At 45.0% G+C, this 23,842-nt stretch carries 21 protein-coding genes; 12 read left to right on the forward strand and 9 right to left on the reverse strand.

All coding sequences use genetic code 11. The annotated features are described in order from the left end of the window. Positions 1-80 precede the first annotated feature (80 nt). On the reverse strand, positions 81-797 hold the full coding sequence (locus HXT36_RS00060) for an ECF transporter S component (protein ID WP_016636392.1): 717 nt from the start codon (positions 795-797) through the stop codon (positions 81-83). A gap of 445 nt (positions 798-1,242) precedes the next feature. Here HXT36_RS00060 and HXT36_RS00065 point away from each other — a divergent pair, with 445 nt between their 5' ends. Continuing rightward, complete coding sequence (locus tag HXT36_RS00065) at positions 1,243-2,697, forward strand: bifunctional folylpolyglutamate synthase/dihydrofolate synthase (protein WP_032815748.1); 1,455 nt, start codon at positions 1,243-1,245, stop codon at positions 2,695-2,697. A 27-nt stretch (positions 2,698-2,724) separates the two neighbouring features. Here the strand turns inward: HXT36_RS00065 and HXT36_RS00070 are convergent, their stop codons facing one another. The 6 genes from HXT36_RS00070 to HXT36_RS00095 form a co-directional block, all read right to left on the reverse strand. After that, positions 2,725-4,515, reverse strand: a complete 1,791-nt coding sequence (locus HXT36_RS00070) for a UDP-N-acetylmuramoyl-L-alanyl-D-glutamate--2,6-diaminopimelate ligase (protein ID WP_421778805.1) — start codon at positions 4,513-4,515, stop codon at positions 2,725-2,727. A 128-nt stretch (positions 4,516-4,643) separates the two neighbouring features. After that, positions 4,644-5,414, reverse strand: a complete 771-nt coding sequence (locus HXT36_RS00075; protein ID WP_248899337.1) for an exonuclease domain-containing protein — start codon at positions 5,412-5,414, stop codon at positions 4,644-4,646. Between the two features lie 181 nt (positions 5,415-5,595). Continuing rightward, on the reverse strand, positions 5,596-5,670 hold the full coding sequence (locus tag HXT36_RS00080) for a 50S ribosomal protein bL37 (RefSeq protein ID WP_369803150.1): 75 nt from the start codon (positions 5,668-5,670) through the stop codon (positions 5,596-5,598). Positions 5,671-5,739: 69 nt separating this feature from the next. Next, positions 5,740-6,240 carry a Cys-tRNA(Pro) deacylase gene (ybaK, locus tag HXT36_RS00085; protein WP_004130002.1) on the reverse strand — a complete coding sequence of 167 codons (501 nt, stop codon included), beginning with the start codon at positions 6,238-6,240 and terminating at the stop codon, positions 5,740-5,742. 95 nt (positions 6,241-6,335) lie between these two features. Then, positions 6,336-7,391 (reverse strand): type I glyceraldehyde-3-phosphate dehydrogenase, encoded by a 1,056-nt coding sequence (gap, locus tag HXT36_RS00090; protein ID WP_016636398.1) that lies wholly within the window; start codon positions 7,389-7,391, stop codon positions 6,336-6,338. Positions 7,392-7,589: 198 nt separating this feature from the next. Beyond that, positions 7,590-8,327 carry a thiamine diphosphokinase gene (locus HXT36_RS00095; RefSeq protein ID WP_421778806.1) on the reverse strand — a complete coding sequence of 246 codons (738 nt, stop codon included), beginning with the start codon at positions 8,325-8,327 and terminating at the stop codon, positions 7,590-7,592. 257 nt (positions 8,328-8,584) lie between these two features. Between HXT36_RS00095 and infC the strand changes: the two genes are divergently transcribed. The 5 genes from infC (at position 8,585) to HXT36_RS00120 (ending at position 12,546) form a co-directional block, all read left to right on the forward strand. Further along, entirely contained in the window at positions 8,585-9,352 is a 768-nt protein-coding gene (gene infC / locus HXT36_RS00100) for a translation initiation factor IF-3 (RefSeq protein WP_016636400.1), read from the forward strand. After that, positions 9,333-9,527, forward strand: a complete 195-nt coding sequence (rpmI, locus tag HXT36_RS00105) for a 50S ribosomal protein L35 (RefSeq protein WP_004112988.1) — start codon at positions 9,333-9,335, stop codon at positions 9,525-9,527. The genes infC and rpmI overlap by 20 nt, the downstream gene beginning before the upstream one ends. Positions 9,528-9,581: 54 nt before the next feature. Continuing rightward, on the forward strand, positions 9,582-9,965 hold the full coding sequence (rplT, locus tag HXT36_RS00110; RefSeq protein ID WP_004114536.1) for a 50S ribosomal protein L20: 384 nt from the start codon (positions 9,582-9,584) through the stop codon (positions 9,963-9,965). Positions 9,966-10,207: 242 nt separating this feature from the next. Further along, a complete protein-coding gene (gene glmM / locus HXT36_RS00115; RefSeq protein ID WP_116438647.1) occupies positions 10,208-11,620 on the forward strand; it encodes a phosphoglucosamine mutase in 1,413 nt (470 codons plus the stop codon). Between the two features lie 272 nt (positions 11,621-11,892). Beyond that, entirely contained in the window at positions 11,893-12,546 is a 654-nt protein-coding gene (locus HXT36_RS00120) for a peptide deformylase (protein WP_004130015.1), read from the forward strand. A gap of 69 nt (positions 12,547-12,615) precedes the next feature. On the opposite strand, the gene glnA is transcribed toward HXT36_RS00120, so the two are convergent. Next, positions 12,616-14,052: a type I glutamate--ammonia ligase gene (gene glnA / locus HXT36_RS00125; RefSeq protein ID WP_004132709.1), complete on the reverse strand. Its 1,437-nt coding sequence runs from the start codon at positions 14,050-14,052 to the stop codon at positions 12,616-12,618. Between the two features lie 123 nt (positions 14,053-14,175). Here glnA and HXT36_RS00130 point away from each other — a divergent pair, with 123 nt between their 5' ends. The 5 genes from HXT36_RS00130 to HXT36_RS00150 all read left to right on the forward strand — a co-directional run bounded on the left by HXT36_RS00130 (position 14,176) and on the right by HXT36_RS00150 (position 21,622). Continuing rightward, the gene (locus HXT36_RS00130; protein ID WP_421778807.1) at positions 14,176-15,828 is read left to right on the forward strand and encodes an AI-2E family transporter; all 1,653 of its coding nucleotides are present in this window, start codon (positions 14,176-14,178) and stop codon (positions 15,826-15,828) included. Then, positions 15,825-17,051 carry a glycosyltransferase family 2 protein gene (locus tag HXT36_RS00135; RefSeq protein WP_004130024.1) on the forward strand — a complete coding sequence of 409 codons (1,227 nt, stop codon included), beginning with the start codon at positions 15,825-15,827 and terminating at the stop codon, positions 17,049-17,051. Before HXT36_RS00130 ends, HXT36_RS00135 begins: the two co-directional genes overlap by 4 nt. 241 nt (positions 17,052-17,292) lie before the next feature. Further along, entirely contained in the window at positions 17,293-18,156 is an 864-nt protein-coding gene (locus tag HXT36_RS00140; protein ID WP_016794953.1) for an ABC transporter ATP-binding protein, read from the forward strand. A 20-nt stretch (positions 18,157-18,176) separates the two neighbouring features. Next, positions 18,177-19,829 (forward strand): hypothetical protein, encoded by a 1,653-nt coding sequence (locus HXT36_RS00145; protein ID WP_020757110.1) that lies wholly within the window; start codon positions 18,177-18,179, stop codon positions 19,827-19,829. A 140-nt stretch (positions 19,830-19,969) separates the two neighbouring features. Beyond that, on the forward strand, positions 19,970-21,622 hold the full coding sequence (locus tag HXT36_RS00150; RefSeq protein WP_020757111.1) for a D-alanyl-D-alanine carboxypeptidase/D-alanyl-D-alanine-endopeptidase: 1,653 nt from the start codon (positions 19,970-19,972) through the stop codon (positions 21,620-21,622). Positions 21,623-22,126: 504 nt separating this feature from the next. Here HXT36_RS00150 and tilS read toward each other — a convergent pair. Further along, positions 22,127-23,209 (reverse strand): tRNA lysidine(34) synthetase TilS, encoded by a 1,083-nt coding sequence (tilS, locus tag HXT36_RS00155; RefSeq protein WP_421778808.1) that lies wholly within the window; start codon positions 23,207-23,209, stop codon positions 22,127-22,129. Positions 23,210-23,278: 69 nt separating this feature from the next. Here tilS and hpt point away from each other — a divergent pair, with 69 nt between their 5' ends. Further along, entirely contained in the window at positions 23,279-23,833 is a 555-nt protein-coding gene (gene hpt / locus HXT36_RS00160; protein ID WP_016833125.1) for a hypoxanthine phosphoribosyltransferase, read from the forward strand. The last annotated feature ends 9 nt before the right edge of the window (positions 23,834-23,842 follow it).

Genomic DNA, 23,842 nt, shown 5'->3' on the forward strand with positions numbered 1-23,842 from the left:
ACTACGATTAACGTGTTGTTTAGCACGCAAAGCGCATGGGTGCGCGCAAGACAAGTCGCAAGCAGCTTTAGAGTAAATAGTTATGCTACTACTTCTTGGTCTCTTCCAGAAGCAAAATTGCTCAAAGCTCCAGTCTTACGAACTGCAACGAACAGAAGCCAAGGAACAATGCCTGCAATCACAAAGCCGCTTATAAGTTCGCAAATCATGTGAATTGTAAGATAGTTTGCGCTCTTGCCCTGGTAAACCACAAACATTAAGTAAATACCATATTCAAGAGCGGTAAGCGTGCCAGAAATTACGCTTAAAGTAAGATTGTACTTTTTGTAGCGAGCTATAGCAAAAGGAAGCTCACTAAACACGGCTTGCAAAGCGGCAGAAGCCAAAACCATAAACGCAGAGTATTGCTGGCCAAGAATGTTCTCAAACACGGCGCCAACAACGTTTACGTAAATCGCAGCACCAGGCTTGCGGATTAAAAGAAGAGCAAGTGGGCCAGACATGTACCAAACGCCGTGCAAAATGCTGCCAAATCCAGGCAAAACAGTGCGCAAAATAGGGGAGATTTGGGAGAAGAACACAATGGTAAAGCCCCAGTAGATTATGCCAAACAAGGCGGCTAGAGCGGCGCCGAGCGATATATCTGCAACGCGCCATTTAAGACTTGCGATTGTTGTTGGTGCAGGATTTGCGTTTGCACGAGCCTTATCGGTTATTGGAGTTTCGGATTGTGCGGAGTATTGTGCGTTTTCTTCGCTTTGATTGTTTGCGGATTCGTTGTTTAGAATATCACTCATTAGTGTTCCTAACTATTGATTGCTGCGCATTGTAATTTCTTTGAGCGTTTCTCGACCTACGCAGCCTGGGCAGAAACGCCAACGTGTACTTTACCATTTAATCGCCACTAACACGCCTTTATGCGCTAGTTTTGTGCGATTTGTAACGTTTTTGATTATTGCAGAAATCTATAACGCGCTATAAAACCGATTATTCAACGCAAGCAAACATGTTCGCGCGACGACCTGCCTTTTCGCTTGAGAAGCGTAGCGCGCGAGCGATATCTCCCGAGTTTGTACGTGATTTGGGTGGAATGTGGTACAAAGTGCGGAGTTGTTTTACGCGTTTTGTACCACGACACGCCGTAAATCAGGTACAAAAACACTACAGTTATTAATCTAGATAGTTGGAAAAATGAGCGAAACGTAAATCCGAAAACGTAAATCAAAAATAGGGGAGCACAAAATGTCGATGGAACATCCAAATCGCACCAATGAGCGAATTGTTGACGTTGAGCGAGATATTATGAGCCGCGCTCCAGAGCATAACAAGACAAATCTTGATTTAGATAGAATGCGCTTAATTCTTGATATTTTGGGGCATCCAGAGCAGTCTATGCACGTGATTCACATTACTGGCACCAATGGCAAAGGCTCCACGGCGCGCATGGCGGAGGCGATTTGCCGCGCGTACGGTTTGCGCACGGGTCTTTATACTTCGCCGCATTTGCAACGCGTAAATGAGCGAATTATGATTGACGGCCAAGAAATTAGCGATGACCAGTTTGTTGACGTGTTTGATCAAATGAAAGACATTATAAACATGGTTGACGCTCGCATGGATGCTGATGGCAAGCCGCGCATGAGCTTTTTTGAAGTGCTTACAGCTATGGCGATTTGGGCTTTTGCTGACGCTCCTGTAGATGTTGCTGTGATGGAAGTTGGCATGGGCGGCGAATGGGACGCCACTAATGTTATGAACGCGGATGCTGCGATTATTGGCCCTGTAGACATGGACCACATGCAATGGCTTGGAAACACGGTTGAAGAGATTGCGCGTACAAAGGCTGGCATTATTAAGCCAAATTGCACTGTGATTTTGGGGCCGCAGCCACACGAATCGCAAGTTTTGCCTATTATTCAAGAGGTGGCAAATCGCAATAATGCCAAGCTTTTACGTGACTTTAGTGACGGCAGCGGCGAGCTAGAGGTTGTTTCGCGCACTCCAGCTGTTGGTGGTCAAGTTGCCACTTTGCGAACTCCAAATGGCACTTATGAAGATGTTCCAATAGATAAGTTTGGTGTACATCAGTCGCATAATGCGTTGGCGGCGCTTGCTGCTGCGGAGGTTGTTCTGCCTGTAAATGGCGCTTTAGACGGCGATTTGGTTGCCGAGGCTTTGAGTCAAGTTAAGGTTCCTGGCCGAATTGAGCAAGTGCGTACTTCTCCAACGATTATTATTGACGGCGGTCACAATGTTAATGCTGCCGAGTCGCTTCGTAAAACAATCGAAGAAAACTATAATTTTGAGCAGCTTATTGGCGTTGTGGCAATGATGGCAGATAAGCAAGTTGAAGAATACTTGGGTGTGCTTGAGCCGATTTTAACTAAGATTATTGTTACGCGTAACTCTTGGCGAGACCGCGTTATGGATCCTAAAGATTTAGAGAAGATTGCGATTGGTGTGTTTGGTAAAGATCGCGTGATTCGCGTTGACGATCTTCCAGACGCTATTCAAACGGCAGTGAATCTTGTTGACGAAGACGATGAACTTGGAGTGGGGTATGGGCACGGAGTGCTGATTTGCGGCAGCTTTGTTACGGCAGGAGATGCGCGCACTATGCTGATTGAGCGCGTTAATCCAGACTTAAAGAAGCCAAAAGATCAACGCGCTAATATTCATCCAAATCTTGCGGAATGACTTTAGCTAAAGAGGTGATTAGCTAAACTAGCTAAATAAGCGTTTAATAATAAACGAATCTCCTTCGTAAGGAACATGTTTGTTGTGCACCTTTATCCAGCGTTCGTCGCCCTTTCCGATAGCAAGTATTATGTTTAGTCTGTTGTTCTCTCTAGCATCTTTTCTTGCTTCTTCAACACTGTACTCAATAGCTTCAGCTCTGTTTATAATAATTCGCGATTCAACGTTTGGATTGGTTACGCAAGATTGCATGTATTTGCAAATGTCCATTTCGTCTTCGACATTTGTGTCTTCTTGAGTGAACACAAATTGGTTGATTCGATCTTGTGCGGCTTGAACTATTTCTTTTCTCCTGTCAACGGCTTTGTCTCCCGTGGATCCTGTTACAAGCGTGATTCTAAGATCATTGTTACCGTATTTGTCGTATACGAAGTCAACAACAGATTTTGTGGAAATGTAGTTGTGTGCGTAATCAACTATGGCAACTGTATTGGATTTTGTGTCTTTAAAGACTTCCATTCGCCCCGATATTTGAACGTTTTCTATAGCATGTAGGGCTTTTTGATCTGTGTTTTCATTTATGCTTAATGCGTTTGCGATTGCGATTGCTGCAGTGGCGTTTTCGTAGTTAAAGTCGCCTGCGATTTTTAGATTGAATTTGTCTATAGCGCTGTAATTAGGCATGTCTTGATTTACGTACTCGTTAGCTTCGCCTTCTAAGATCGCAATACAATGCTCTGACGTATTTTGCGTATTTTGCGAGCTCTGCAATCCTTGCGATTCATCGGATTCTTGCGATTCTTGCAACTCTGGTATCGCTACATATCTTGGCAAAACAAGCTCTGGGTATTTTTCGCTGTTTTCGTAAGGATGAATATCGGAATAATCGCTGCATTCTGTGCAATTACAAGTGTTTCCGTCTAGTTCTTCTTTGTGTATTCTGGAAAAAGTCGTGACTTTTACGCCATTTTGCTTTGCGTCTTGAAGAAGCAAATCCGCATGCGCGCAATCCGCATTAAGCACAAGTGCATCCGTATTTTTTACGATTTGACGCTTGCAATACAAATAATCTTCAAAAGTCGGGTGTTCGATTGGGCTTATGTGATCTGGGCTAATGTTCAAAAATGCCGCAACATTAAAGTGCAATCCATACACGCGGTTGACTTTGTATGCTTGCGACGAAACTTCCATAACAAGGTATTTCATGCCATTTTCTACGGCTTGGCTCATCATTCTAAATGCATCTAGGCTTTCTGGCGTAGTCAAGTCCGACTCAATATATGTTTTACCATCTAAACAATTGTCTACCGAAGAGAATAGCGCCGCTTTGCCATTAGAATGTGCGTTCAAAATAGCATGAGTAAAGTATGCTGTGGTTGTTTTGCCTTTTGTTCCCGTAATGCCAATAGTCGTAAGCTTTTCTTGCGGATTGTTAAAGAATGCTGCCGAAAGTAAGCTCATAGCTTTATGAACATCTGTTACAATCAATCCAACCGCATTAGTGTATTCCGCGTAGCAATCCTGAGCAACGTATGCGTTTAAGCCATTTTTATCTGCGTCTTTAAGGTATTCTGGCTTAAAATTGCCCTTAATAAAAAGCAATGTGTTTGGCTTAATATCGCGCGAATCGTACGTTATGTGGCTGTACGGCTTTGAGTGCGCACTAAAATCGCTAGCATCGATTGACCAAGTTTGGTCGTTTTCGTGCGTTAAATCGTCATGTTTTTGCGCACTTTTATTTTGTATTATTTCTCGCAAAAGATTTTGCTTCAACAAAATATTGCATGCTTCGTCTAAAGATAATTTTTGTAAAGACATTTCGCTTTTCCGTGTTGTTTTTGCTATTTGCGTTTTATTTTAGTTGATTTTATTTTAGTTGTGTTTATTTGATTCGTGCGGCTGCTTGCGATTTTTTCGCGCGCAAATTGCACAATAATCGCCATTAATTACAGCCAACTTCCTTCGCTAACTGGTCTTCCTTTAGACTTAAGCCAGCTATCAAAGCTTAACTTCCACTTTGCGTAAGCGTCTCGCTGCCAAACCATAATCTCGCATAACTTAAGATTTGCAACATTTTCGTGCAACTCGCTTATAGGCTCAATCAAATCAACTGCAGCAACTGTATCTGCTGTAGCATCGTGAAAATTGCCAATTGGCTCTATTCCATAAAACTGCGTTGTGTATGTAAGTGTGCGTTTGCCAGTTCGCTTAGAAATGGCTCTATCTATAACAAGCGGGTCTACAATAAGCATCTCGCCGCCATTAATTGTGCTTTTTGGGCGATTTTGCAAAGAGTCAAGACTCCATCTTTGCAAATCATGGTTTAGCATTTTAACGTCAAAAGGCGCATTGTATGCAAGAAGTGGAATATTCTTGCTTTGTGCAAGGCTAATGGCTTTTCCAAGTAATTCGATTTCTTGAGTTGGATCGCCTCCGTTTTCTTGCAAAAACTCGTTTGTAAAGCCGTTTACTTCGCTTGCTTTAGGGTTGATTTGCTTATGCGGGTTTACAAGCCACGTTGCAATAACGTCATTGTTACGCCCACGCGCTGGGTCTCTAAAAACGAGCGTTGCAGAGCATATTGAATCACTGCCAATAATTGCGCCCGTTGTTTCTGTGTCGAAGCCAAGCAGCATTGATTTGCACAATGTTGTGTTTTTATCTTGCTGCGGTGCTTTTTCTAGTGCTTCTAGCAACTCATCTATGTTCTTTGCCATGCAATAATCCTAGAATGCAGCGAAGACCCTTGCGTGCGTTTTTGAGTCGTTTGGTAGTTTGATTAAAAATCACGTAAACAAAAAACCCACGGTAATAAATCCGTGGGCTTTTAGTTACAAATTTATACGCAAATCAAACGTATTAAGCATTTGCATTAAGCATTTGCATTAAGCATTTGCATTAAGCATTTGGCCTTTTGCCGTGATTTGCTGCCTTTTTGCGGCGAGCCTTGCGCTTGCGTCCACGCATACCCATAATAAACTCCTAACGATTAAAATGAACAACCTTACGGATTATCGCACGTTGCCACGACGTTTGCTAGCTTTAAGCTAGAATATTTGCAACAGTTGCGTTAAGCAAGCTAACCAAATCGTTTGGATTTAGAACAACGTCAAGACCGCGTTTTCCTCCAGAAACAAGAATCTCGTCAAAGTGCATAACGCTAGCGTCCAACACAGTTTCGTGATGAGTGCGCTGACCAAATGGGCTGATTCCTCCAACAACATATCCGCTTTCGCGTTGAGCTACATCTGGGCTTGTCATGCTGGCTTTTTTGGCATTTACTGCGCTCGCAATCGCCTTCATGCTTAATCGAGCGTTTACTGGCACAATGCCGACTACGCGCTTTTCGCCTGTGTCTACCATAAGCGTTTTGCAAACTTGCTCTGCGTTTACGCCTAATTTTTGCGCTGCTTCCATGCCGTAGCCGTCATCCATGTGATCTGCATCGTGCTCGTAGTCAACAACACGGAATGTGATTCCAGCATTTTCTAGCTGTGCGATTGCTGGCGTTGCTTTGCCTGTTGCAGCATGTTTTTTGCCCATTTTTACCCCCGTGTGCAATGCGTTGCGAAAACCCCCTGCGATGAGTCACCGCAAGGGGTTTGTAGTTTTATTTAGCTTTATTTGTTTCGCTAATTTTACTCAGCAATCTCAGCGAAGTAAAGCAATGTGCGAATCATGTTAGCAGTAAAGCCGTATTCGTTGTCGTAGAAGGTAACGGTACGAGCCAAGGTTACGCCGTCAACAGTGTTAACGTCGGTTTGAGTTGGATCGAAAACGCCACCGTGAGTATCGCCAATAATGTCGGAAGACACAATGCTATCGGCGTTGTAGCCAAAGTAATCGCAGTTTTCGAATGCCTTCTTAAAGGCTTCGTTGATTTCTTCGGTGGTTGCTGGCTTCTCGAGAACAGTAGTCAACTCGGTAACGGATCCATCTGGAACCTGAATACGCTGAGCGTGACCCTGAAGCTTGCCGTTAACCTCTGGAACAACCTTGCCGATTGCCTTAGCAGCACCAGTGGAGTGCTCGATTGTGTTGCAAGCAGCAGAACGGTTGTTGCGTGGCTTGGAGCCGCGTGGGCCGTCGAGAATCATCTGGGTGCCAGTGTAAGCGTGGATAGTGGTCATAAAGCCAGACTTAATGCCCCAATTATCTTGCAAAAGCTTAACCATTGCAGCCATGGAGTTGGTGGTGCAAGAGCCAGCAGACACAATGTTATCGGTTGGCTTTAAGATCTCTTGGTTTACACCAAACACAACGGTTGGGGTGGTTTCGTCTTTAGCAGGAGCAGAGATAAGAACCTTCTTAGCTCCAGCGTTCAAGTGAGCCTGGGACTTTTCTGCAGAAGTGTAGAAACCAGTGCACTCGAGCACGAACTCAACACCATCGTTCTTAACCCATGGAATGTTGTTTGCGTCTTTTTCGGCGTAAACCTTGTAAGTCTTGCCATCTACTACGATTGCGTCTTCGGTGGAAGTCACCTCAACTGGGGTGCCATCGTCGTGGCGGAAAGTGCCATGAGTGCTGTCGTACTTAAGCAAGTAAGCAAGCATTGAAGGAGTGGTCAGATCGTTGATGGCTGCGACTTCAATATCGCCAGCTTGACCGCCACGAGCTTGAAGCTCAAAAATACGACGGAATGCCAAACGGCCGATACGTCCAAAGCCGTTAATACCAATCTTGACTGTCATGTGTGATCTCCCTTGAGTGAAACCTTAACGCACGGTTTTTGCGATTTTTCGCGATTTTTAACAATACGTTTTTGGTCTTCGTTATTTAAACTAACATGTTCATTTTAATGTGCGGCATGTACTACGTTAGTGCATCATTTTGTATTACACTTGTGCAACATTTTGCCTTGTTGCGTCGCATATTTGCGATTATTCGCACTACTTTGGCGAAACAGCTAGAGCGCTCGACACACTAGCGTTTACATCTCCCAAATCGCCAACTGGGCGCTTAAACCAGCTAACTTGCGGCAGTGGAGCGTCTATAGGGAATGTGATTACAAGAGTGCCTTCGTGAACGTCAATGTGCGCAGGAGTGTCATTTAGTAATTCGTTGCTTAGGCCTTGAACGGCATCGCCATACATAGTTTCGTGCTGAAGTTGATATTTAAGACCAATCTCATTTACATCGTTAGAAACAGGCGTGTGTGAGAATACAGAAACCATTCGGCCTTCGGGACCGTTGGACGCAGGAAAGTCAAGGGAACCGTTGTGAATTGCTGTAACAATCGTGCCGTCTCCATACAAGAATCCAATTCCGCCTCTAACTGCAAGTCGAACCATAAGCTGAATATTGGAAATCGTGTGATCAACGCGGCCGCCTAAGCCGCCAAAAATATGGAATTCTCTAGAGCCTTTAGACCAACCAACTTTAAGAGCAGAAAGCAAATCAGGGTCATCTTTTTCTGCAGGAAGTCTCGTAATCGCAGCGTCTGTTGGGAGCTTTAATCGCACGGAGTCAAAGTCGCCAATTAGAGCATCAACGTGTAAACCAAGTCTGCATGCATGATCCCAGCCGCCATCGGCTGCAATAGTTAAAGCGCGATCAGGAACGTGTTCGCGCGTATGGTCGTAATAATCTCCAGCTGCTAAAACAACGCAGCGCTTCAAAGGCTCCATAGTCATATAATACCGCGCGCGCGGAATTGCGATTATATCGCGTGTTTTGTTGCGACTGATTTAGTACTGGTTTAGTATTCGTTTAGTGTTTTTGAGCATGTTTGACTATTGTCAAGTCTCCAAGTAGAATAGACATTTGGCTTGAGTAATCAAGAAAGTGGTATATCCCACCTGGAAGCCTAAAGGGTTTCGGGTTCATGACTTCGGTCACGTAGCAATATGCTTGCTATAGCGCTATTCTTAAGCGCATTTGATTGATGTTTGAACTTGAATTTATCTTTGACCTTTTGGTGCGCTGTTCCACTGTTTTAACAAGGATTGGAGTCATCATTAGCGACGAACCACGCATTAACGAAGAGATTCGCGTCTCACAAGTACGCCTTATCGGTCCGAAAGGCGAGCAGGTGGGTGTTATTGCGACCTCGGTAGCGTTGAACCTAGCAAAGGAAGCAAACCTCGATCTTGTAGAGGTTGCGCCTACTGCTAAGCCTCCTGTAGCCAAGCTTATTGACTACGGTAAGTACAAGTACAACGAGAAGATTAAGGCTCGTGAAGCGCGTCGTAATCAAAGTACGGCCGAGATTAAGGAAATTCGTTTCCGACTCAAGATTGACGATCACGATTTCGACGTTAAGAAGGGTCATGTTCTTCGATTCCTAAATGGTGGAGACAAAGTAAAAGTCACCATTATGCTGCGCGGCCGCGAACAGTCGAGGCCTGTAGGCGGAGTTGAGTTATTGCGTAGGCTTGCAGATGAGGTTTCCGAAAGTGGAACCGTGGAGTTTGCCCCTAAGCAAGAGGGTCGTAACATAATAATGACTCTCGCGCCTAAGGGTAAAAAGATTCATACTCAGTCTGAGCAGCGTCGTAGAGGCGCTGAATCGCGCGCAGAGCGTCAAGCTCGTCAAGCAGCACGACTTGCGGCAAAGCAAGGAGCTCAGGCAGCGGCCGATGTGTCCGCAAAAGCTTCTGTAGAATCTGATCAGAATCATAAGGAGGGCAGCAATGCCGAAGATGAAAACTAATTCCGCAGCGTCCAAGCGCGTTCGCCTTACCGGCACTGGTAAGGTAATGCACGATGGTAGCGCAATGCGCCACAACTTGGAGCATAAGTCTGCTCGTAAGCGTCGTGCTTTGTCTGCAGATAAGGTTTTAGCTACAGCACAGAGCAAGAATTTGAAGGGCTTGCTAGCTAAGTAAGTGCAGTAAAACGAAGACGCAATTAAAAATTTTTAAGAAAGCTGAGGAATACTTATGGCACGAGTAAAACGCGCAGTTAATGCTCACAAGAAGCGTCGCGTTGTTCTTGATAGGGCTTCGGGTTATCGCGGTCAGCGTTCCCGCCTTTATCGCAAGGCAAAGGAACAGCTGCTTCACTCATTTACTTATAACTTCCGCGACCGCAAGGCTCGCAAGGGCGACTTCCGCAAGTTGTGGATTCAGCGCATTAACGCTGCTGTTCGCGCAGAAGGAATCACCTACAACCGCTTTATTCAGGGCTTGCGCTTAGCTGGCATCGAATTGGATCGCCGCGCTTTGGCAGAGCTTGCTGTTAGCGATGTTGAAACCTTTAAGGCAATCGTCGAAGCTGCTAAGGCTGCTTTGCCTGCAGATGTTAATGCTCCAGTAGAGGCCTGATTTTAGTTTATTGGCTTTATTTGAGTGATTTAATCACTTTAAGCATTAAATAGCATTAAATATTAAGTCCGTCTTTTTAGGCGGACTTAATTGTTTTTGTGCATATATTAGGTTCATAACCTGGTTTTGTGTTTAATTATTAAGTGCTTAAGTCGTAGCGTGAAACTGTGGCGCGTCTAGCGCATTGCAGAGTAAAATGGAACACAGTGTGTTTTTTGAAATCTAATTGAAAGAGTCTGATTATGCCAAATATGTTCGGTACCGATGGCGTTAGAGGATTAGCGAATCGCGATTTGACTGCACAATTAGCGTTAGATTTAGGCGATGCTGCCGTCCGTGTTTTAGGAGAGGCAACGCATAGCAGCGATTCAAATAGCGAAGATACAGGGAAAAAGATGCACGCTAGGAGAAGGGCGCTGGTTGGTCGCGATACTCGCGTTTCTGGCGATTTCCTAGCATCCGCTTTGGCAGCAGGCATGAGTGCAGGCGGATTTGACGTTATAGACGCTGGCATAATCCCAACTCCTGGCGTGGCCTTTTTAACTTCTGTGCTAAACGTAGAGATGGGTGCAGTAATATCTGCTTCGCATAATCCAATGCCAGATAATGGAATCAAGTTCTTTGCGCGCGGTGGTTTTAAGCTTCCAGACAGTAAAGAAGACGAGATTGAGGCGGTTTTAGGCAAGGATTGGCAGCGTCCTACGGGCAGTGGTGTTGGGCGAATCAGCCACGATACCACTACAGCTACGAATCTTTATATTGATCATCTTGTTTCTTCTGTAGCGCCTTTAAGCAGTGAGTCTTCTACTCGTCCTAAGCCTCTTGCAGGTCTTAGAGTAGTGGCAGATTGCGCAAATGGCGCAACGTCTGTAGTAGCTCCAGAAGCATTGCGCAGGGCTGGCGCAGAAGTGATTGTTATTAACGCTTCTCCAGATGGCTACAACATTAACGATCATGCTGGTTCCACGCATCCCGAGCAGTTGCAAGCTATGGTTAAGGCGTCTAAGGCCGATTTAGGAGTAGCTTTCGACGGAGATGCAGACCGATGCTTGGCTGTAGACGAAAACGGAAACATGGTTAATGGCGACCAAATTATGGGCATTCTTGCGCGTTCTAAGAAGGCCGAAGGCAAGCTGAATCACAATACTCTTGTTGTTACTGTAATGAGCAATCTTGGATTAAAGCTTGCGCTAAAAGACATGGGCATCTCTACTGTTCAAACAAGCGTTGGAGACCGTTACGTTCTAGAAGAGATGCTTAGAGGCGATTATTCTCTTGGCGGCGAGCAGTCGGGGCATGTGATTAATCGCGAGTTTGCAACCACGGGAGATGGCACTCTTACAGCGCTTACGTTGTGTCGAGAAGTTGTGCGAGAGGGCAAGAAGCTTTCACAAATGGCTGCCGACTTCCCACAGCTTCCGCAATGCTTAGTAAATGTGCCAAACGTAGATAAGATGGCTGCTAAAACTAATGCTGATGTTCTTAATGCTGTAGAGAAGGAAAGTGCGCTTTTGGGAGACACGGGTCGCGTTCTTCTTAGACCAAGCGGAACGGAGCCACTTGTGCGCGTTATGTGTGAAGCTGCAACGCAAGAGCAAGCAGATGAGGTTTGCGCGCGACTTGCACAAGTTGTAACGGATAATCTTAAGTTGTAGTTTTACCGACTTTGTACGTGATTTGGGTCAAATTTGGTACAAAGTGCGGAGTTGTTTGACGGGTTTTGTACGTGATTTGGGTCGAATTTGGTACAAAATGCGTCAATTGGTTCCGCTTTTTGTAGCTCAACACGCCGTCTAGAACTACAAAAAGCGGATAATCTTGATATACTAGCTCTTTTGGTATTGTTGTTTATATATGCAATTAGCAATAGTCAAATTTAGATTTATAGAGTTAGAAGTTTTGTAGAATCGCCTTGTAAAGGAGTCCTATGTTTACGCATCACGCAAGTGTCGACACTAAGCTTAGCCGCGCAGTAGAGCGCCTTTTGGATTCTGCTACAGAAGATGGCGTTTTGTCGATTGTTCAAGCAGGGGAGCCTGTTTTAAGGCAGCGCACGGTTGCTTACGATGGTCAGCTTACGCGCGCAACGCTTAACAAGCTTATTTCGCTTATGCACAGCACTATGCTAGACGCTCCAGGAGTTGGTTTGGCCGCTCCGCAAATCGGGCTTGGCTTAGCGATTGCGGTTGTAGAAGATCACGTTAGAGACGACGAAGACGACCCTAGAGATATTGCGGAATTGCCATTTAGGGCGATTATTAACCCGCACTATGAGCCAATTGGCACGCAAACGCGCAGCTTCTATGAGGGCTGCTTAAGTGTTGCAGGGTATCAAGCTGTTCGTCAGCGCTGGCTAGACATTCAAGCCACTTGGCAAGACGAGGATGGAAAGCAACATTCGCAGCGCTTGCACGGTTGGCCAGCGCGAATCTTCCAGCACGAGACGGATCATTTGCGCGGTGAGCTTTACATTGATCGCGCTGAGATGCGCTCGCTTTCTAGCGACGAAAACCTTGAGGATTATTGGGCAGATGAGGCTGTTCCTGTAAACGCTGCTAGAACACTAGGCTTTGCGATTTAAAATAAAAGACGAATGCAAAATAAAATCCCCCACAAGTTTTCTTGCGGGGGATTTTATTAATCACAAATATCAGATGTGGAAGTAAAGCTCGTACTCAAGTGGCGTTGGAGCCAAGCGAGCCATATCCATCTCTTCGTGCTTTAGATTAAGCCAAGTCTCAATCAAGTCGCTAGTAAAAACATCTCCTTGCATAAGGAAGTCGTGATCTTCTTCCAAAGCCTGCAAAGCCTCACCGAGCGAAGAAGGAACTTGCTTAATGCCGTCGTGCTCTTCTGGAGGAAGCTCGTACAAATCCTTATCAACAGGAGCAGGAGGCTCAATGTGGTTCATAATGCCATCCAAGCCTGCCATCAGCTGAGCAGAGAACGCCAAGAACGGGTTGCACGAAGGATCTGGCGCGCGGAACTCAATACGCTTAGCAGCAGGAGCATCTCCAGCAAGAGGAATACGAATAGCTGCAGAACGGTTGCGAGCAGAGTAAACCAAGTTGACTGGAGCCTCATACCCTGGAACAAGGCGGTGGTAAGAGTTAAGCGAAGGATTTGTAAAAGCGAGCACAGAAGACGCGTGCTTAATCAAGCCGCCAATGTACCAACGCGCAATATCGGAAAGCTGAGCATAACCAGTTTCCGCATAGAACAATGGCTTGCCGTCCTTCCAAAGCGACTGATGGCAGTGCATACCAGTGCCGTTATCTCCAGCAATTGGCTTAGGCATAAACGTTGCAGCCTTGCCGGCCAAAGCAGCAGTCTCGTGAACAACGTACTTGTACTTCATTAAGTCGTCGCCAGCGTGAACAAGCGTGTTGTAACGGTAGTTAATCTCCTGCTGGCCTGCGCCGCCAACCTCGTGGTGAGAGCGCTCAAGAATCAAACCAACCTTTTGAAGATTGTAAACCATGTCGTCGCGCAAGTCTTGGTTGTGATCAACAGGTGGCACAGGGAAGTATCCGTGCTTTACGCGATTCTTAAAACCAATGTTGTTGCTGCCATCGTCTTCGGTGTCTATGCCAGAATTCCATGGAGCCTCGTTAGAATCCACCTCGTAGAAGGAACGCTGCATGTCGTTTGCAAAACGAACCTTGTCGAAAATAAAGAACTCTGCTTCTGGAGCAAAGCTTGCGGTATCGGCAATGCCAGTGGCCTTTAAGTAGGCTTCGGCTTTAATTGCAACTTGGCGAGGATCCCTAGAATAAGGCTCGTCTGTTACAGGATCCACAATAGAAAAAGCAACGTTCAAAGTCTTGTGCTTGCGGAATGGGTCAATGTATGCGGTGTCTACGTCTGGAATAAGCTTCATGTCGGATTCGTTAATAGCCTGGAATCCTTGCATAGAAGAGCCGTCGAAGGCCATTCCATCCGTAAATGCGCTGTTTAAGAACTCACTTGCAGGCACAGTAAAATGCTGCTGAACGCCAATCAAATCAGTAAATCGAACAGATACGTACTCAATGCCTTCTTGCTTAATCAAAGCCTCGGCATCTTCTTTAGTTTGCAAAGTGGTCATGCCACGATCCTTTCATAAAAATCTCAGTAAATAGTTTAGATTGTTGTATATGATTTTGGATTTCAGCGACTCGACTATCTGGTTACGATTGTGTTACACGCTTTGTAAAGTACAATGGAATTTATGACAAATAAAGAAAACTACGAAAGCCGTATGGATAGCAACGGCACAAGCGCAAAAATCGACTTAGCTTCGATTTTTCCAGCTAAGGGAGATAATCGCAGGCCTCCTGATTGGCTAAGTCGCGCGCTTATGTATGCGGTAATCGCCGCGTTTGTTGCGATTTTTGTTTGGTTTGCGTGGGGAAGTATAGCTTTTATAGTTTTCGACGTTGTAATCTCCATTTTTATAGCGCTTGCAATAGAGCCACTTGTTGTGCGCCTTATAAAACACGGTTGGAGTAGGGCTTTTGCGTCTTTGGCAAGCTTGGTTGGGCTGCTTGCGGTTATTATTTTGCTGCTTGTTCTTTTCGGCAATCTTTTTGTGCAACAAGCTGTTTCTATGGTTCTTGGTTTGCCTGATTTATACAACCAATTTGCGCATTTTGTGTTAAATTCCACTGGATTTAAGATGCCGAATATTGAGCAGCTTGGAATGGAGATTTTGCGCAACATTCAAACATCGTGGGTTGTGGATTTTGGCGGTTTTGCACTTAACACCACCTGGGGTTTGATGGCCGCTTTGCTTGATTTGCTTACCATTTTGATGGTTACTTATTATATTTCGGCGGCTGGTCCTGCAATGCGTAGAAGTGTTTGCCGTTTGCTAAATCCTAAGTCTCAAAGGCGATTTTTGTTTATATGGTCGGTTGTTCAAGAGCAAATATCGAGCTTCTTGTTCTCGCGCACAATTTTGGCTGCGATTAACGCAACGGGTACTGCGATTTTCCTAATATTTATGAAAGTTCCGTACTGGCTTCCGCTTGCGCTGTTCTGCGGAATAGTTTCGCAATTTGTGCCTACGATTGGTACGTATTTGGGCGGAGCTTTACCAATTGTGTTTGCTTGGAGTTCCAACGGTTTTGCAGCGGCATTGGCTGTTCTTGTTTTTGTTACCATCTATCAGCAGATTGAAAACATGGTGATTTCTCCTAAGATTTCCGAAAAAACAATGGACCTAAATCCTGCTGTAGCATTTTTGTCGGTGTTGGTAATGGGTGCTGTTTTTGGGGCGCTCGGCGCATTTTTGGCGCTTCCTGTTACTGCCAGCTTGCAAGCCATTCTTAAGGTTTGCACAAAGCAATACAAACTTGTTGATTCTCCATTAATGAACGATCCAAAGCCTAATCGCAAGTCTATTATGGTTACAAGTGTTGAAGCGATTGGTAATAGTTTTGTAAAGCCTGTTAAAGACAAGGTTCTTCGAGTTATGAAAGGCTCGTCTTCTAGAGTTTCGATTAATGAAGACATTATGTATTGGTATAAGCAAGCTTATGTTTCTTCTAGTGATTCTGGTGTTTCTTCTAGTGATGCTAGCGAAAGTCAAAATTCTAAAGAAGATTCTGGATACATTGAAACAATGGCGATTTCGCGCGATGTTCTAGATGCAGTTAATCGCGATATTGCTAAGAAGCGTGCGGAAAATGCGGATTTGGATAGTGGGCAAGCGGCTCGCGAATCGCAAGCAGCCGACGGGTTGCATGCAAATGCTAAAGATAAGTCGCAAGATAAGTCGCAAGGTAAGTCGCAAGCAAATAAATCTGCTACAATTCCAAACGAAAGTAAAAACAAAAAATCGAACACAAACACAAATCCACGAAGCGGGTGGAATAAATGATTCTTTTGTCTATTTTCGACGTTTTAGTAATCATAATCGGCGTGAGCAGCGTTATTTACCAAGGCGTTTGCGCAGTGGCGTCGCTTGTTGCAAAGCCAGTGGTATTTCCGAATGCTCCAATGGACAAGCATTACGCGGTTTTAATATCTGCGCGAAACGAGGAAGCTGTAATCGGAAATCTTATAGAGTGCATACAGCATCAAACTTATAACCAACAGCTAATAGATATTTGGCTAGTTGCCGACAATTGCACAGACAGCACGGCGCAAGTTGGGCGAAAGTATGGGTGCAATGTTATAGAGCGATTCGATAAGCAGCATATTGGCAAAGGTTACGCGCTTAGCTACCTTTTGGACCACATAATGGAGCTTGGAAAAGACAAAGATTACGACGCGTACTTTGTTTTTGACGCAGACAATAAGCTAGATTTGCACTATTTTGAAGAGATGAACAAGGGATTCCACGCTGGGTATCAGATTTTAACAAGCTACAGAAATTCCGTGAATTTATCGGATAATTGGGTGTCTTCTGGGTCCGCATTGTGGTTTATACGCGAATCGAGATTTACTAACAATTCGCGCATGCTTTTTGGATCTAGCTGCCACGCAGGCGGAACGGGATTCATGTTTTCGCGCGAAATCATGCACAGAAATCGTGGGTGGAAGTTCCATCTGCTTACCGAAGATCTTGAGTTTACAATGGACTCGATTTTGCACGGCGACAAAGTGGGCTATTGCGGGTCGGCCGTTCTTTACGACGAGCAGCCTGTTTCGTTTAGGCAAAGCTGGAGGCAAAGGCTGCGCTGGAGTAAGGGCTTCTTGCAAGTGTTTCGATATTACGGAGCGGCTCTTATACGCCACGGAATCCGCGAGCGCGATTTTTCGTCGGTTGATTTTACGCTTATGCTTTGCCCGTTTATGGTGCTTGCGATTATTCGCCTTATACTCGGATTTATATTTGCAGCATTTGGATTTGTTACGTGGGCAAGTCAGATTGATTCAACGCTTAGCTTTATAACTACTACTGTTACAAGCGTTTTGGGTATGATGGTGTTTGTTTCGCTTACTATTCTTGTAGAACACGATAAGCTTGGAGCTACTAACAAAGAGCTTTTTGCGTACGTGCTTAGCTTCCCGATTTTTATGCTTTCGTATGTGCCGATTGCGTTCCAAGCTGTGTTCTCTAAGAGCGAGTGGAAGCCGATTCATCACACGGGTCGATAGTTTTGCTGCGTTCTGCGCGAATTAACTCCGCTTTTTGTACCAAATTTGGCCTAAATCACGTACAAAGTGCGGAAAATAATACGCGCATATTCCCCTTACTCGGTATTGCGCGAACGACATGACCTGCCTCGTAGTGTGTTTATACGCAATATATGAGATAATGGAAGCCTTGATATAAACGTGCGATTGCGCAATTAATGTGGCGCAATACGTGCGTTTATCTGTATGTTGCGAGGTTTATATGGTGGATTCTGTTCCAGTTTTTGGTGCAAACACTTATTCGAGTGATGCAAGTGATAGCAATTCAGAAGTTCCTGCGGTTTCTATTCGCGGATTTGTTAAGACTTTTGGCAAGAAAGTTGCTGTAGATAATCTTTCGCTAGATATTCCAGCAGGCTCTTTCTATGGATTGGTCGGCCCTAATGGTGCTGGCAAAACTACTACGATTAAAATGCTTACGGGCTTGCTTATGCCAGATGCTGGCTCGGCTTCGATTTTTGGCAACGATGTTTGGAGCGATGTAAATAGCGCTAAGCGCGCAATCGGTTTAATGCCTCAAGCAGATGAGATTTTTAAGACGATTACTGGCCTTCAGCTTTTAACATACGCTGGCATGCTTCGCGATATGAGCCGCGCAGAATCCGTAAAGCGCGCAAACGACTTGCTTTCTGCTTTCGACTTAACAGAAGCTGCAAACACTATGGTTTCGGACTATTCAACTGGTATGACTAAGAAGATTTGCCTTGCAACAGCAATGATTCACAGCCCGCGCGTGCTTGTGTTGGACGAGCCTTTTGAGGCAGTGGACCCTGTTTCTAGCGCAAATTTGAAGGATATTCTCGCCGAGTATGTTTCTACTGGCGGCACGGTGATTATTTCTTCGCACGTTATGGAATTGGTTGAAAAAATGTGCTCGCACGTGGCGATTATTAATGAAGGTCATGTTGCAGCTTCTGGCACTCTTGAAGAAGTTGCTCAAGGCAAAGATCTTGAAGATCGCTTTATGGAGCTTGTTGGTGGACGTCATTCTGCTGCGCGCATTGATTGGCTTAATGGCGGCGAGTCTTATAACGCAACGCCAATCGCAAGCAACCACAACGCGTGAGCGAAAGGCGGTAAGTAATCATGTCTATTATTTTTACAATGGTTCGCCTTCGCTGGGCGCTTACTTTTTCCGTTATGCGAAAGTCGAGTTGGCAAAAAATCGGTTTTGGTATATCAATTGTTTTCGGACTTGCGATTATATGTGCTCTTGGTTTTGCAGGCTGGGAAGCAGGAAAGTATCTTAATCCAGGAATGCTTGCAGACGCTAAAGATTGGCAGGAATTCCAATTGATTCCAATAATGATTGCGTCGATTGTGTCAATTTTTACGCTGTTTATAAACTTGTTTATGTTAGGCAGCGACACAACACTAAAATCGCGTAGTTTTGCGCTTTACGGCATTCCTCACGTAAAGCAGCAAGCTGGTATGCTTCTTGGCTCACTTTTTGGAGCGATTTCTGTAAGCTGCACAATCGCGCTTGCTTTGTGGTCTTTAGCGTACAGAAACTTTGGAATTGTGCCGGTTTTAGTAAGCGTAATTGCGGCTCCGCTTTACGTTGCAACAATCGTGTCTTTAAGCAAAATGCTTATTGAGCTTTTGGACACTATTTTAATAAACAAGCGTTCAAGAAACATTTTTTACTTTGTTATTTTTATAGCGTACATGATTTTTGTTTCATCAATGAATACGCATAGCCCCTCGCAAATTGTAATTTCGCTAGGTACAAGTTTCTGCGCTGTGTCTGCTTTTACTCCATTAAGTGCGGCTATTGCTTTGCCTCTTGACGCCATCAATGGCAATTGGCTTGCGCTTGTTATTCGCTTCCTTATTTGCGTTGTGACGATTGCTGCTTGCTTTGCAATCTCTGTATTTTGCGCAAAATTAGAGCCTAAGCTACTTCGCGGTGAGCAAAAAACAGTTGTTAAAACTAAGGGAATCGGCTTCTTTGCAGCAGTTCCAGACAACATAGTTGGTGCGATTATTGCTCGAATTGTTAGCGTTATGAGAAGAGATATGCGTCAACTGTTTTTGCTTATTGCGCCGCTTTTTATGCTGGTAGTTGCAGGAGGAACTAGTTTTAATGCTAAAGGATTTGGTTCTATAGCACAGGACATAGGTGTTTCTGGCTGGATGATATATGCTGCGACGCTTATGGGAATGGTTGTTGGAAACAATATTGCATACGATGGAACAGCTTTTACTATGCATGCGATTATTGGCGTAAAAGGTTTGCACGATCGTTTAGCGCACGCAATAGTTTGGTCCGTGATTTGCGCTGTGTACTTTGCAATTCTTGGAATAGGGGTTTACGCTTTCCTTTTCTTTGTAGCAAATGTTCAGCAAAATATGAATGCAGTTATGTTCCAAACTCTTTCTCCAATCGGAGTAGCTTTTGCTACCATAGGCATTGGCTTAATTTCTTCGTGCATTGCAATGTACCCTGTAGCGTCAATCGAAAAGCCATTCTCTAGGCCGCAAGGAAGTGCTGGCGGGCGAAGTTTTGCAGCTATCGGCTTTATGCTTCTTTCTGTAGTTTGCATGATTCCTTCGGCTGCGGCTGTGATTGCGTTTATTATTCTTGCGCCGAAACTGCTGTGGATTGCATGCATTCTGTTTGTAGTGAACGGTTTGATTGTGCTGGTTGTTGGCGTAATTATTGGTGGCAAAGTGATGGATAAGCGCATGATTCGTATTGTAGAAAACTTGCGCAGATTTGCCTCGATTACTGCTTGAGTATTAATGCGCACGTAAGATCTGCGATTTATGTGTGCAAGCGTATAGCTTATGTAGGCTTTATGTAGTTCTTATATAGTCTGCACGGCTTGTATAGTTATACAGAGTTGCAATTAATCGGTAAAACAGGCGGCGTGCGCATGCAAGACGATGAAAACGTTAAGAATCCAGATAATATAATCGAGATTCCCGAAGATGCTTTTACGTCTAAAGAATCAAGAGAAAAAGCTGGATTTACGTCTAGCTTAGGCGCGCAAAAGCCGCCAAAGTCACGTAATCGCGCTGTTGTGTGCTTAATCGCAGCTGCAAGCGTTCTATCACTAATGTGCGGATACATTCTGTTCGATAGCAAAGATCTTTTGCAAAATCGCGATTTTATTCAGTCGCGAATGGCAATTAAAAACAATAAATCTTTGCAAGAGCTAAGCAGTCCAAAACCTAAGAAAATAGCGCATTACGCGTCTTTAATAAAGCAATTAGATAAAAACAAGCCAGTTGACAAAGCTGCTGCGGAAAAGGTTTTGCAAACATTCCTTGAAAATCCCGCGCTTGGGCCAAATGCGGCGGCTGTTATAGCGGATGCAAACGGGAAGATTATTGCTGCAAAAAACGAAGATCTTGCTTTGCAACCAGCGTCTACAATGAAAACGCTTACAGCTCTAGCAGCCTCGCATACTTTAGACATGGCTTCAACGCTAGACACGCTGGTCTATGCAAGCTGCGACGAGAGTGGTAGTGCTGCGCGAATTGTTTTGCGCGGCGGCGGAGACATGCTGCTTGGGGCTGGGCAAAGCGACCCGAATCACGTAAACGGTAGAGCAGGTTTAGAAACTCTTGCAAATAAAACGGCTGCAGCTCTTAAAAAGCGGGGCGTTAAGATTGTTCAGTTTGCTGTTGACGATTCGCTGTTTGGTGCAAAAAGATACCCTGAGCTTATTAACGAGAACGACGAAGAAGGTAGATTCTACGCTCCAACTTCGTCTGTTGCGGTAGATGAGGGGCGCAATCGCGATTTTGCGGCGTGGGTTTCGTACGGAAACGACGCGGACGATACCGACGATTATCCGCTTTTAGACAGGCATCCTGCGGTTAGTACGGGTTTGATTTTTGCAAATTTGCTGCAAAAGTCTGGAATTGACGTTCGCGAATGGAAGGGTGATTCTGCAAAAATCACTAAGGCGGCTAAAATTTCTGGCGCAGACTCCATGCATGTTAGCTACAAAAAATCGCTTATTTCCGCCGATTTTAGCCAGATTGCGCGCGTTTGTTCTGCTCCGCTAAGCGAGATAATGGCGTATATGCTTAGGCATTCCGACAATTCCCTTGCAGAAGAGTTCGGGCGTTTAACTGCGCTCGCTATGCGTAAGTCAAATTCTCCAAAGGGTGCAACTTTGGCTGTGCAAGATGTTTTGCGCGATTTAGGTATTGATATAAACGGATTGCACATGTCGGATTGCTCGGGACTTTCGCCTAAATCAGCTGTTCGCGCGGTTACTTTGATTCAGGTTCAAGCGCAAAATCTTAAGGCGGGGCTTGGTGCTGCTGCAGCAGAAGGCTTGGCTTTGCCAGGCGTTTGGTGTACTTCTGCTAGAAAGCGTCTTGTTGATAAGTCGGCAGCTGGATTGATGCGTGTTAAAACTGGATTTTTGGGTGATGTTTCGTCTATGGTTGGCAACGTTTCTAGAAAGTCGGGAGGCGCGCTAACTTTTGCGGTTGTTGTTAATCCTCCTGGAGACGTTAACTACACTTATGTTGGCGTTAATAAGATGATGGCGGAGCTGACCAATCTTTAGTTGCTCGCGTCTTTGCTTGTTGTTGCGCGAGGTTTGAGTATTTCTCTCCTCGCAGGCGCGCCAATCTGCCTTCGAGCTTAGAGCGTAGCGCGAGAAGGCAATTTGGAGCGCTGAGCAGCTCAAGGCAGAAGCACTGCTTCTGCGCTGCGAAGACGTGAGCGCGGCTAATCCGCGCAAGCGAAACGCTTTTACGGATAGTTTATGAACGTTAATATTCTAAGGTTTTAGGTTTTGGGATGGCGCTATTTATTGCTCGTAGAGAAATACATCAAACCTTCTGGATATCTAGGACTTTTGCGTAGCTTTTATCGCCGAGATTCTCGATTTTTCTTCTTCATTCGATGAATCACCATTTCATGCTGAGGTTCATCTCATTCAGTGCGAAAAATCTCGAATCTCTACTTCACTTGGCGGAAAAACTTCCGCATTTTGTACCATTTTTGACCTAAATCACGTACAAAAAGCGGAAATATCGCGCGCGCGACGACCTGCCTTCAAGCTCGGTCAAAGCGCGCGTGCGTAAATCGTTATAGTATGCGATTTTCTGCTTGCTTCATATCCTCCTGGAAGCGCAATCGGCTTTTGACCATGCCAGTTTGTTATTAACTCGTCGATTGATTCTATATGATTTGACGAAAAGCGTATTCCAGCAGCACTTAGCGCGCGAGCTACGATTCGCCGCCTAATCGAGATGTGGCTATTTTCTAGAGTCGCAAGTTTGATTTTGACTTTGCAATCCTCTTTTACAATCGCCTCTTTTTCTACAAGATTTACTTGCGAGTTTATGTAGTCTAGGTCGTCTTGAGCAAATTTCGCTCCTTTTGCAAGCAGCAAAGTCATATCTGAGTCAAAAAATTGCGAAATATACGGCATAAGTGTATGCCTGATTCTAGAGCGCAGCGGGTAGGATTTTGGCAGCTCAACATCGATTGGCGATGAATCGCCGTTCGTTGGATCGTCCCACCATTCAACGCCCAAATCCTTGCAAATCTGCGTGGTTTCAAGCCGCGTAAGATTAATCAGCGGCCGCGCAAATAGCACATTCTCCCTAACCGTAATGTCTTTCATTCCAGCCACGGCCTCCAAGCCAGCAGAATCGCGCAATCCCATTAAAACCGTTTCTGCTTGGTCGTTTGCTGTGTGTGCTAAAAGAACCGCCGCCGCGCGCAAATCTTTTGCAACTTCAATAATCGCAGCGTATCTAGCATCTCTGGCTGCGCTTTCTTCTCCCTCTTCGTTATCTTTAACTTGCACAGATTTAACAAATACGAGTGACTCTTCTACTCCAAGTTTTGCAACAGTTTTAGCAGCATTAAGCGCCACTTTGCTGGAGTCTTTTTGAAGATTATGATTTACGATTATTGCACCGCATTGAATCCCTCTGCTTGCGCAAACTTTTGATGCAAGCGCCGTTAGTGCAAGCGAATCGCGACCGCCAGAGCATGCGACCAACACAATAGGAGCGGATGGCAAAGTTGCATGCTCGCCGTGTTGCAAGAATTGAGGGTCTTGCACGTTTAACCCTATGTTATTAAAGCAACGTTTTACTTGGCCGATTCCTTTGCGCCAACAAGATGAGTACACCATGCTTATAGTCTAAATCCTAATGTGTAAGTTGTAACATGTCCGTCATTCTCTTATGCAATTATAGTTAGCATGCAAGTTGCAGATATAAGAGATGATATTGATTACGAATTAATCAGCCACGAAGAGCTTATGAAGCGCATTCGCGAGGTTGCTGCTCAAGTTAGCAAAGACTACGAAAACCGCGATATTTTGCTTGTTGCAGTGCTTAAAGGCGCTGTAAACACGCTTGCTGTTTTCTCGCAGGAGCTTAGACTTAACGCGCCGATGGACTTTATGAGTCTTTCTAGCTACGGCAGTGGTACTAAGACCAGCGGCCAGATTACGGTTCGCGAGGACTTAACTACTGATGTTCGCGGTCGAGATGTGCTGATTGTTGAGGATATTGTTGATTCTGGCAAGACTTTGGACTGGCTTGTTAGGGAGCTTAAGGGCAGGGGAGCTGCAAGTGTAAAGGTGTTTGCGCTTTTAACAAAGCCAGCTCGCCGAGAAGTGGAAGTAGATATTGCGTACACTGGTTTTGAGATTCCAGACGCGTTTGTAGTCGGTTTTGGCATGGACTACGACGAAAAGTACAGGAATCTTAATTCTATTGCGGTTCTTAAGCCTTCTGTATATGAGTCTTGATTGGTTCTT

It is taken from the genome of Gardnerella sp. DNF01144, from assembly GCF_049244245.1.
In the GTDB taxonomy this organism is placed as follows: Bacteria; Actinomycetota; Actinomycetes; order Actinomycetales; family Bifidobacteriaceae; genus Bifidobacterium; species Bifidobacterium piotii.

What these genes read in the sequence shown, in the direction of transcription:
- gap (WP_016636398.1), bottom strand. Translation starts at nt 7,391, where the DNA reads ATGACAGTCAAGATTGGTATTAACGGCTTTGGACGTATCGGCCGTTTG.
- HXT36_RS00130 (WP_421778807.1), top strand. Translation starts at nt 14,176, where the DNA reads ATGACAAATAAAGAAAACTACGAAAGCCGTATGGATAGCAACGGCACA.
- HXT36_RS00145 (WP_020757110.1), top strand. Translation starts at nt 18,177, where the DNA reads ATGTCTATTATTTTTACAATGGTTCGCCTTCGCTGGGCGCTTACTTTT.
- HXT36_RS00065 (WP_032815748.1), top strand. Translation starts at nt 1,243, where the DNA reads ATGTCGATGGAACATCCAAATCGCACCAATGAGCGAATTGTTGACGTT.
- glmM (WP_116438647.1), top strand. Translation starts at nt 10,208, where the DNA reads ATGCCAAATATGTTCGGTACCGATGGCGTTAGAGGATTAGCGAATCGC.
- glnA (WP_004132709.1), bottom strand. Translation starts at nt 14,052, where the DNA reads ATGACCACTTTGCAAACTAAAGAAGATGCCGAGGCTTTGATTAAGCAA.
- tilS (WP_421778808.1), bottom strand. Translation starts at nt 23,209, where the DNA reads ATGGTGTACTCATCTTGTTGGCGCAAAGGAATCGGCCAAGTAAAACGT.
- rplT (WP_004114536.1), top strand. Translation starts at nt 9,582, where the DNA reads ATGGCACGAGTAAAACGCGCAGTTAATGCTCACAAGAAGCGTCGCGTT.
- HXT36_RS00070 (WP_421778805.1), bottom strand. Translation starts at nt 4,515, where the DNA reads ATGTCTTTACAAAAATTATCTTTAGACGAAGCATGCAATATTTTGTTG.
- rpmI (WP_004112988.1), top strand. Translation starts at nt 9,333, where the DNA reads ATGCCGAAGATGAAAACTAATTCCGCAGCGTCCAAGCGCGTTCGCCTT.
- ybaK (WP_004130002.1), bottom strand. Translation starts at nt 6,240, where the DNA reads ATGGGCAAAAAACATGCTGCAACAGGCAAAGCAACGCCAGCAATCGCA.
- HXT36_RS00060 (WP_016636392.1), bottom strand. Translation starts at nt 797, where the DNA reads ATGAGTGATATTCTAAACAACGAATCCGCAAACAATCAAAGCGAAGAA.
- HXT36_RS00120 (WP_004130015.1), top strand. Translation starts at nt 11,893, where the DNA reads ATGTTTACGCATCACGCAAGTGTCGACACTAAGCTTAGCCGCGCAGTA.
- HXT36_RS00150 (WP_020757111.1), top strand. Translation starts at nt 19,970, where the DNA reads ATGCAAGACGATGAAAACGTTAAGAATCCAGATAATATAATCGAGATT.
- HXT36_RS00095 (WP_421778806.1), bottom strand. Translation starts at nt 8,327, where the DNA reads ATGGAGCCTTTGAAGCGCTGCGTTGTTTTAGCAGCTGGAGATTATTAC.
- infC (WP_016636400.1), top strand. Translation starts at nt 8,585, where the DNA reads ATGTTTGAACTTGAATTTATCTTTGACCTTTTGGTGCGCTGTTCCACT.
- HXT36_RS00140 (WP_016794953.1), top strand. Translation starts at nt 17,293, where the DNA reads ATGGTGGATTCTGTTCCAGTTTTTGGTGCAAACACTTATTCGAGTGAT.
- HXT36_RS00135 (WP_004130024.1), top strand. Translation starts at nt 15,825, where the DNA reads ATGATTCTTTTGTCTATTTTCGACGTTTTAGTAATCATAATCGGCGTG.
- HXT36_RS00075 (WP_248899337.1), bottom strand. Translation starts at nt 5,414, where the DNA reads ATGGCAAAGAACATAGATGAGTTGCTAGAAGCACTAGAAAAAGCACCG.
- hpt (WP_016833125.1), top strand. Translation starts at nt 23,279, where the DNA reads ATGCAAGTTGCAGATATAAGAGATGATATTGATTACGAATTAATCAGC.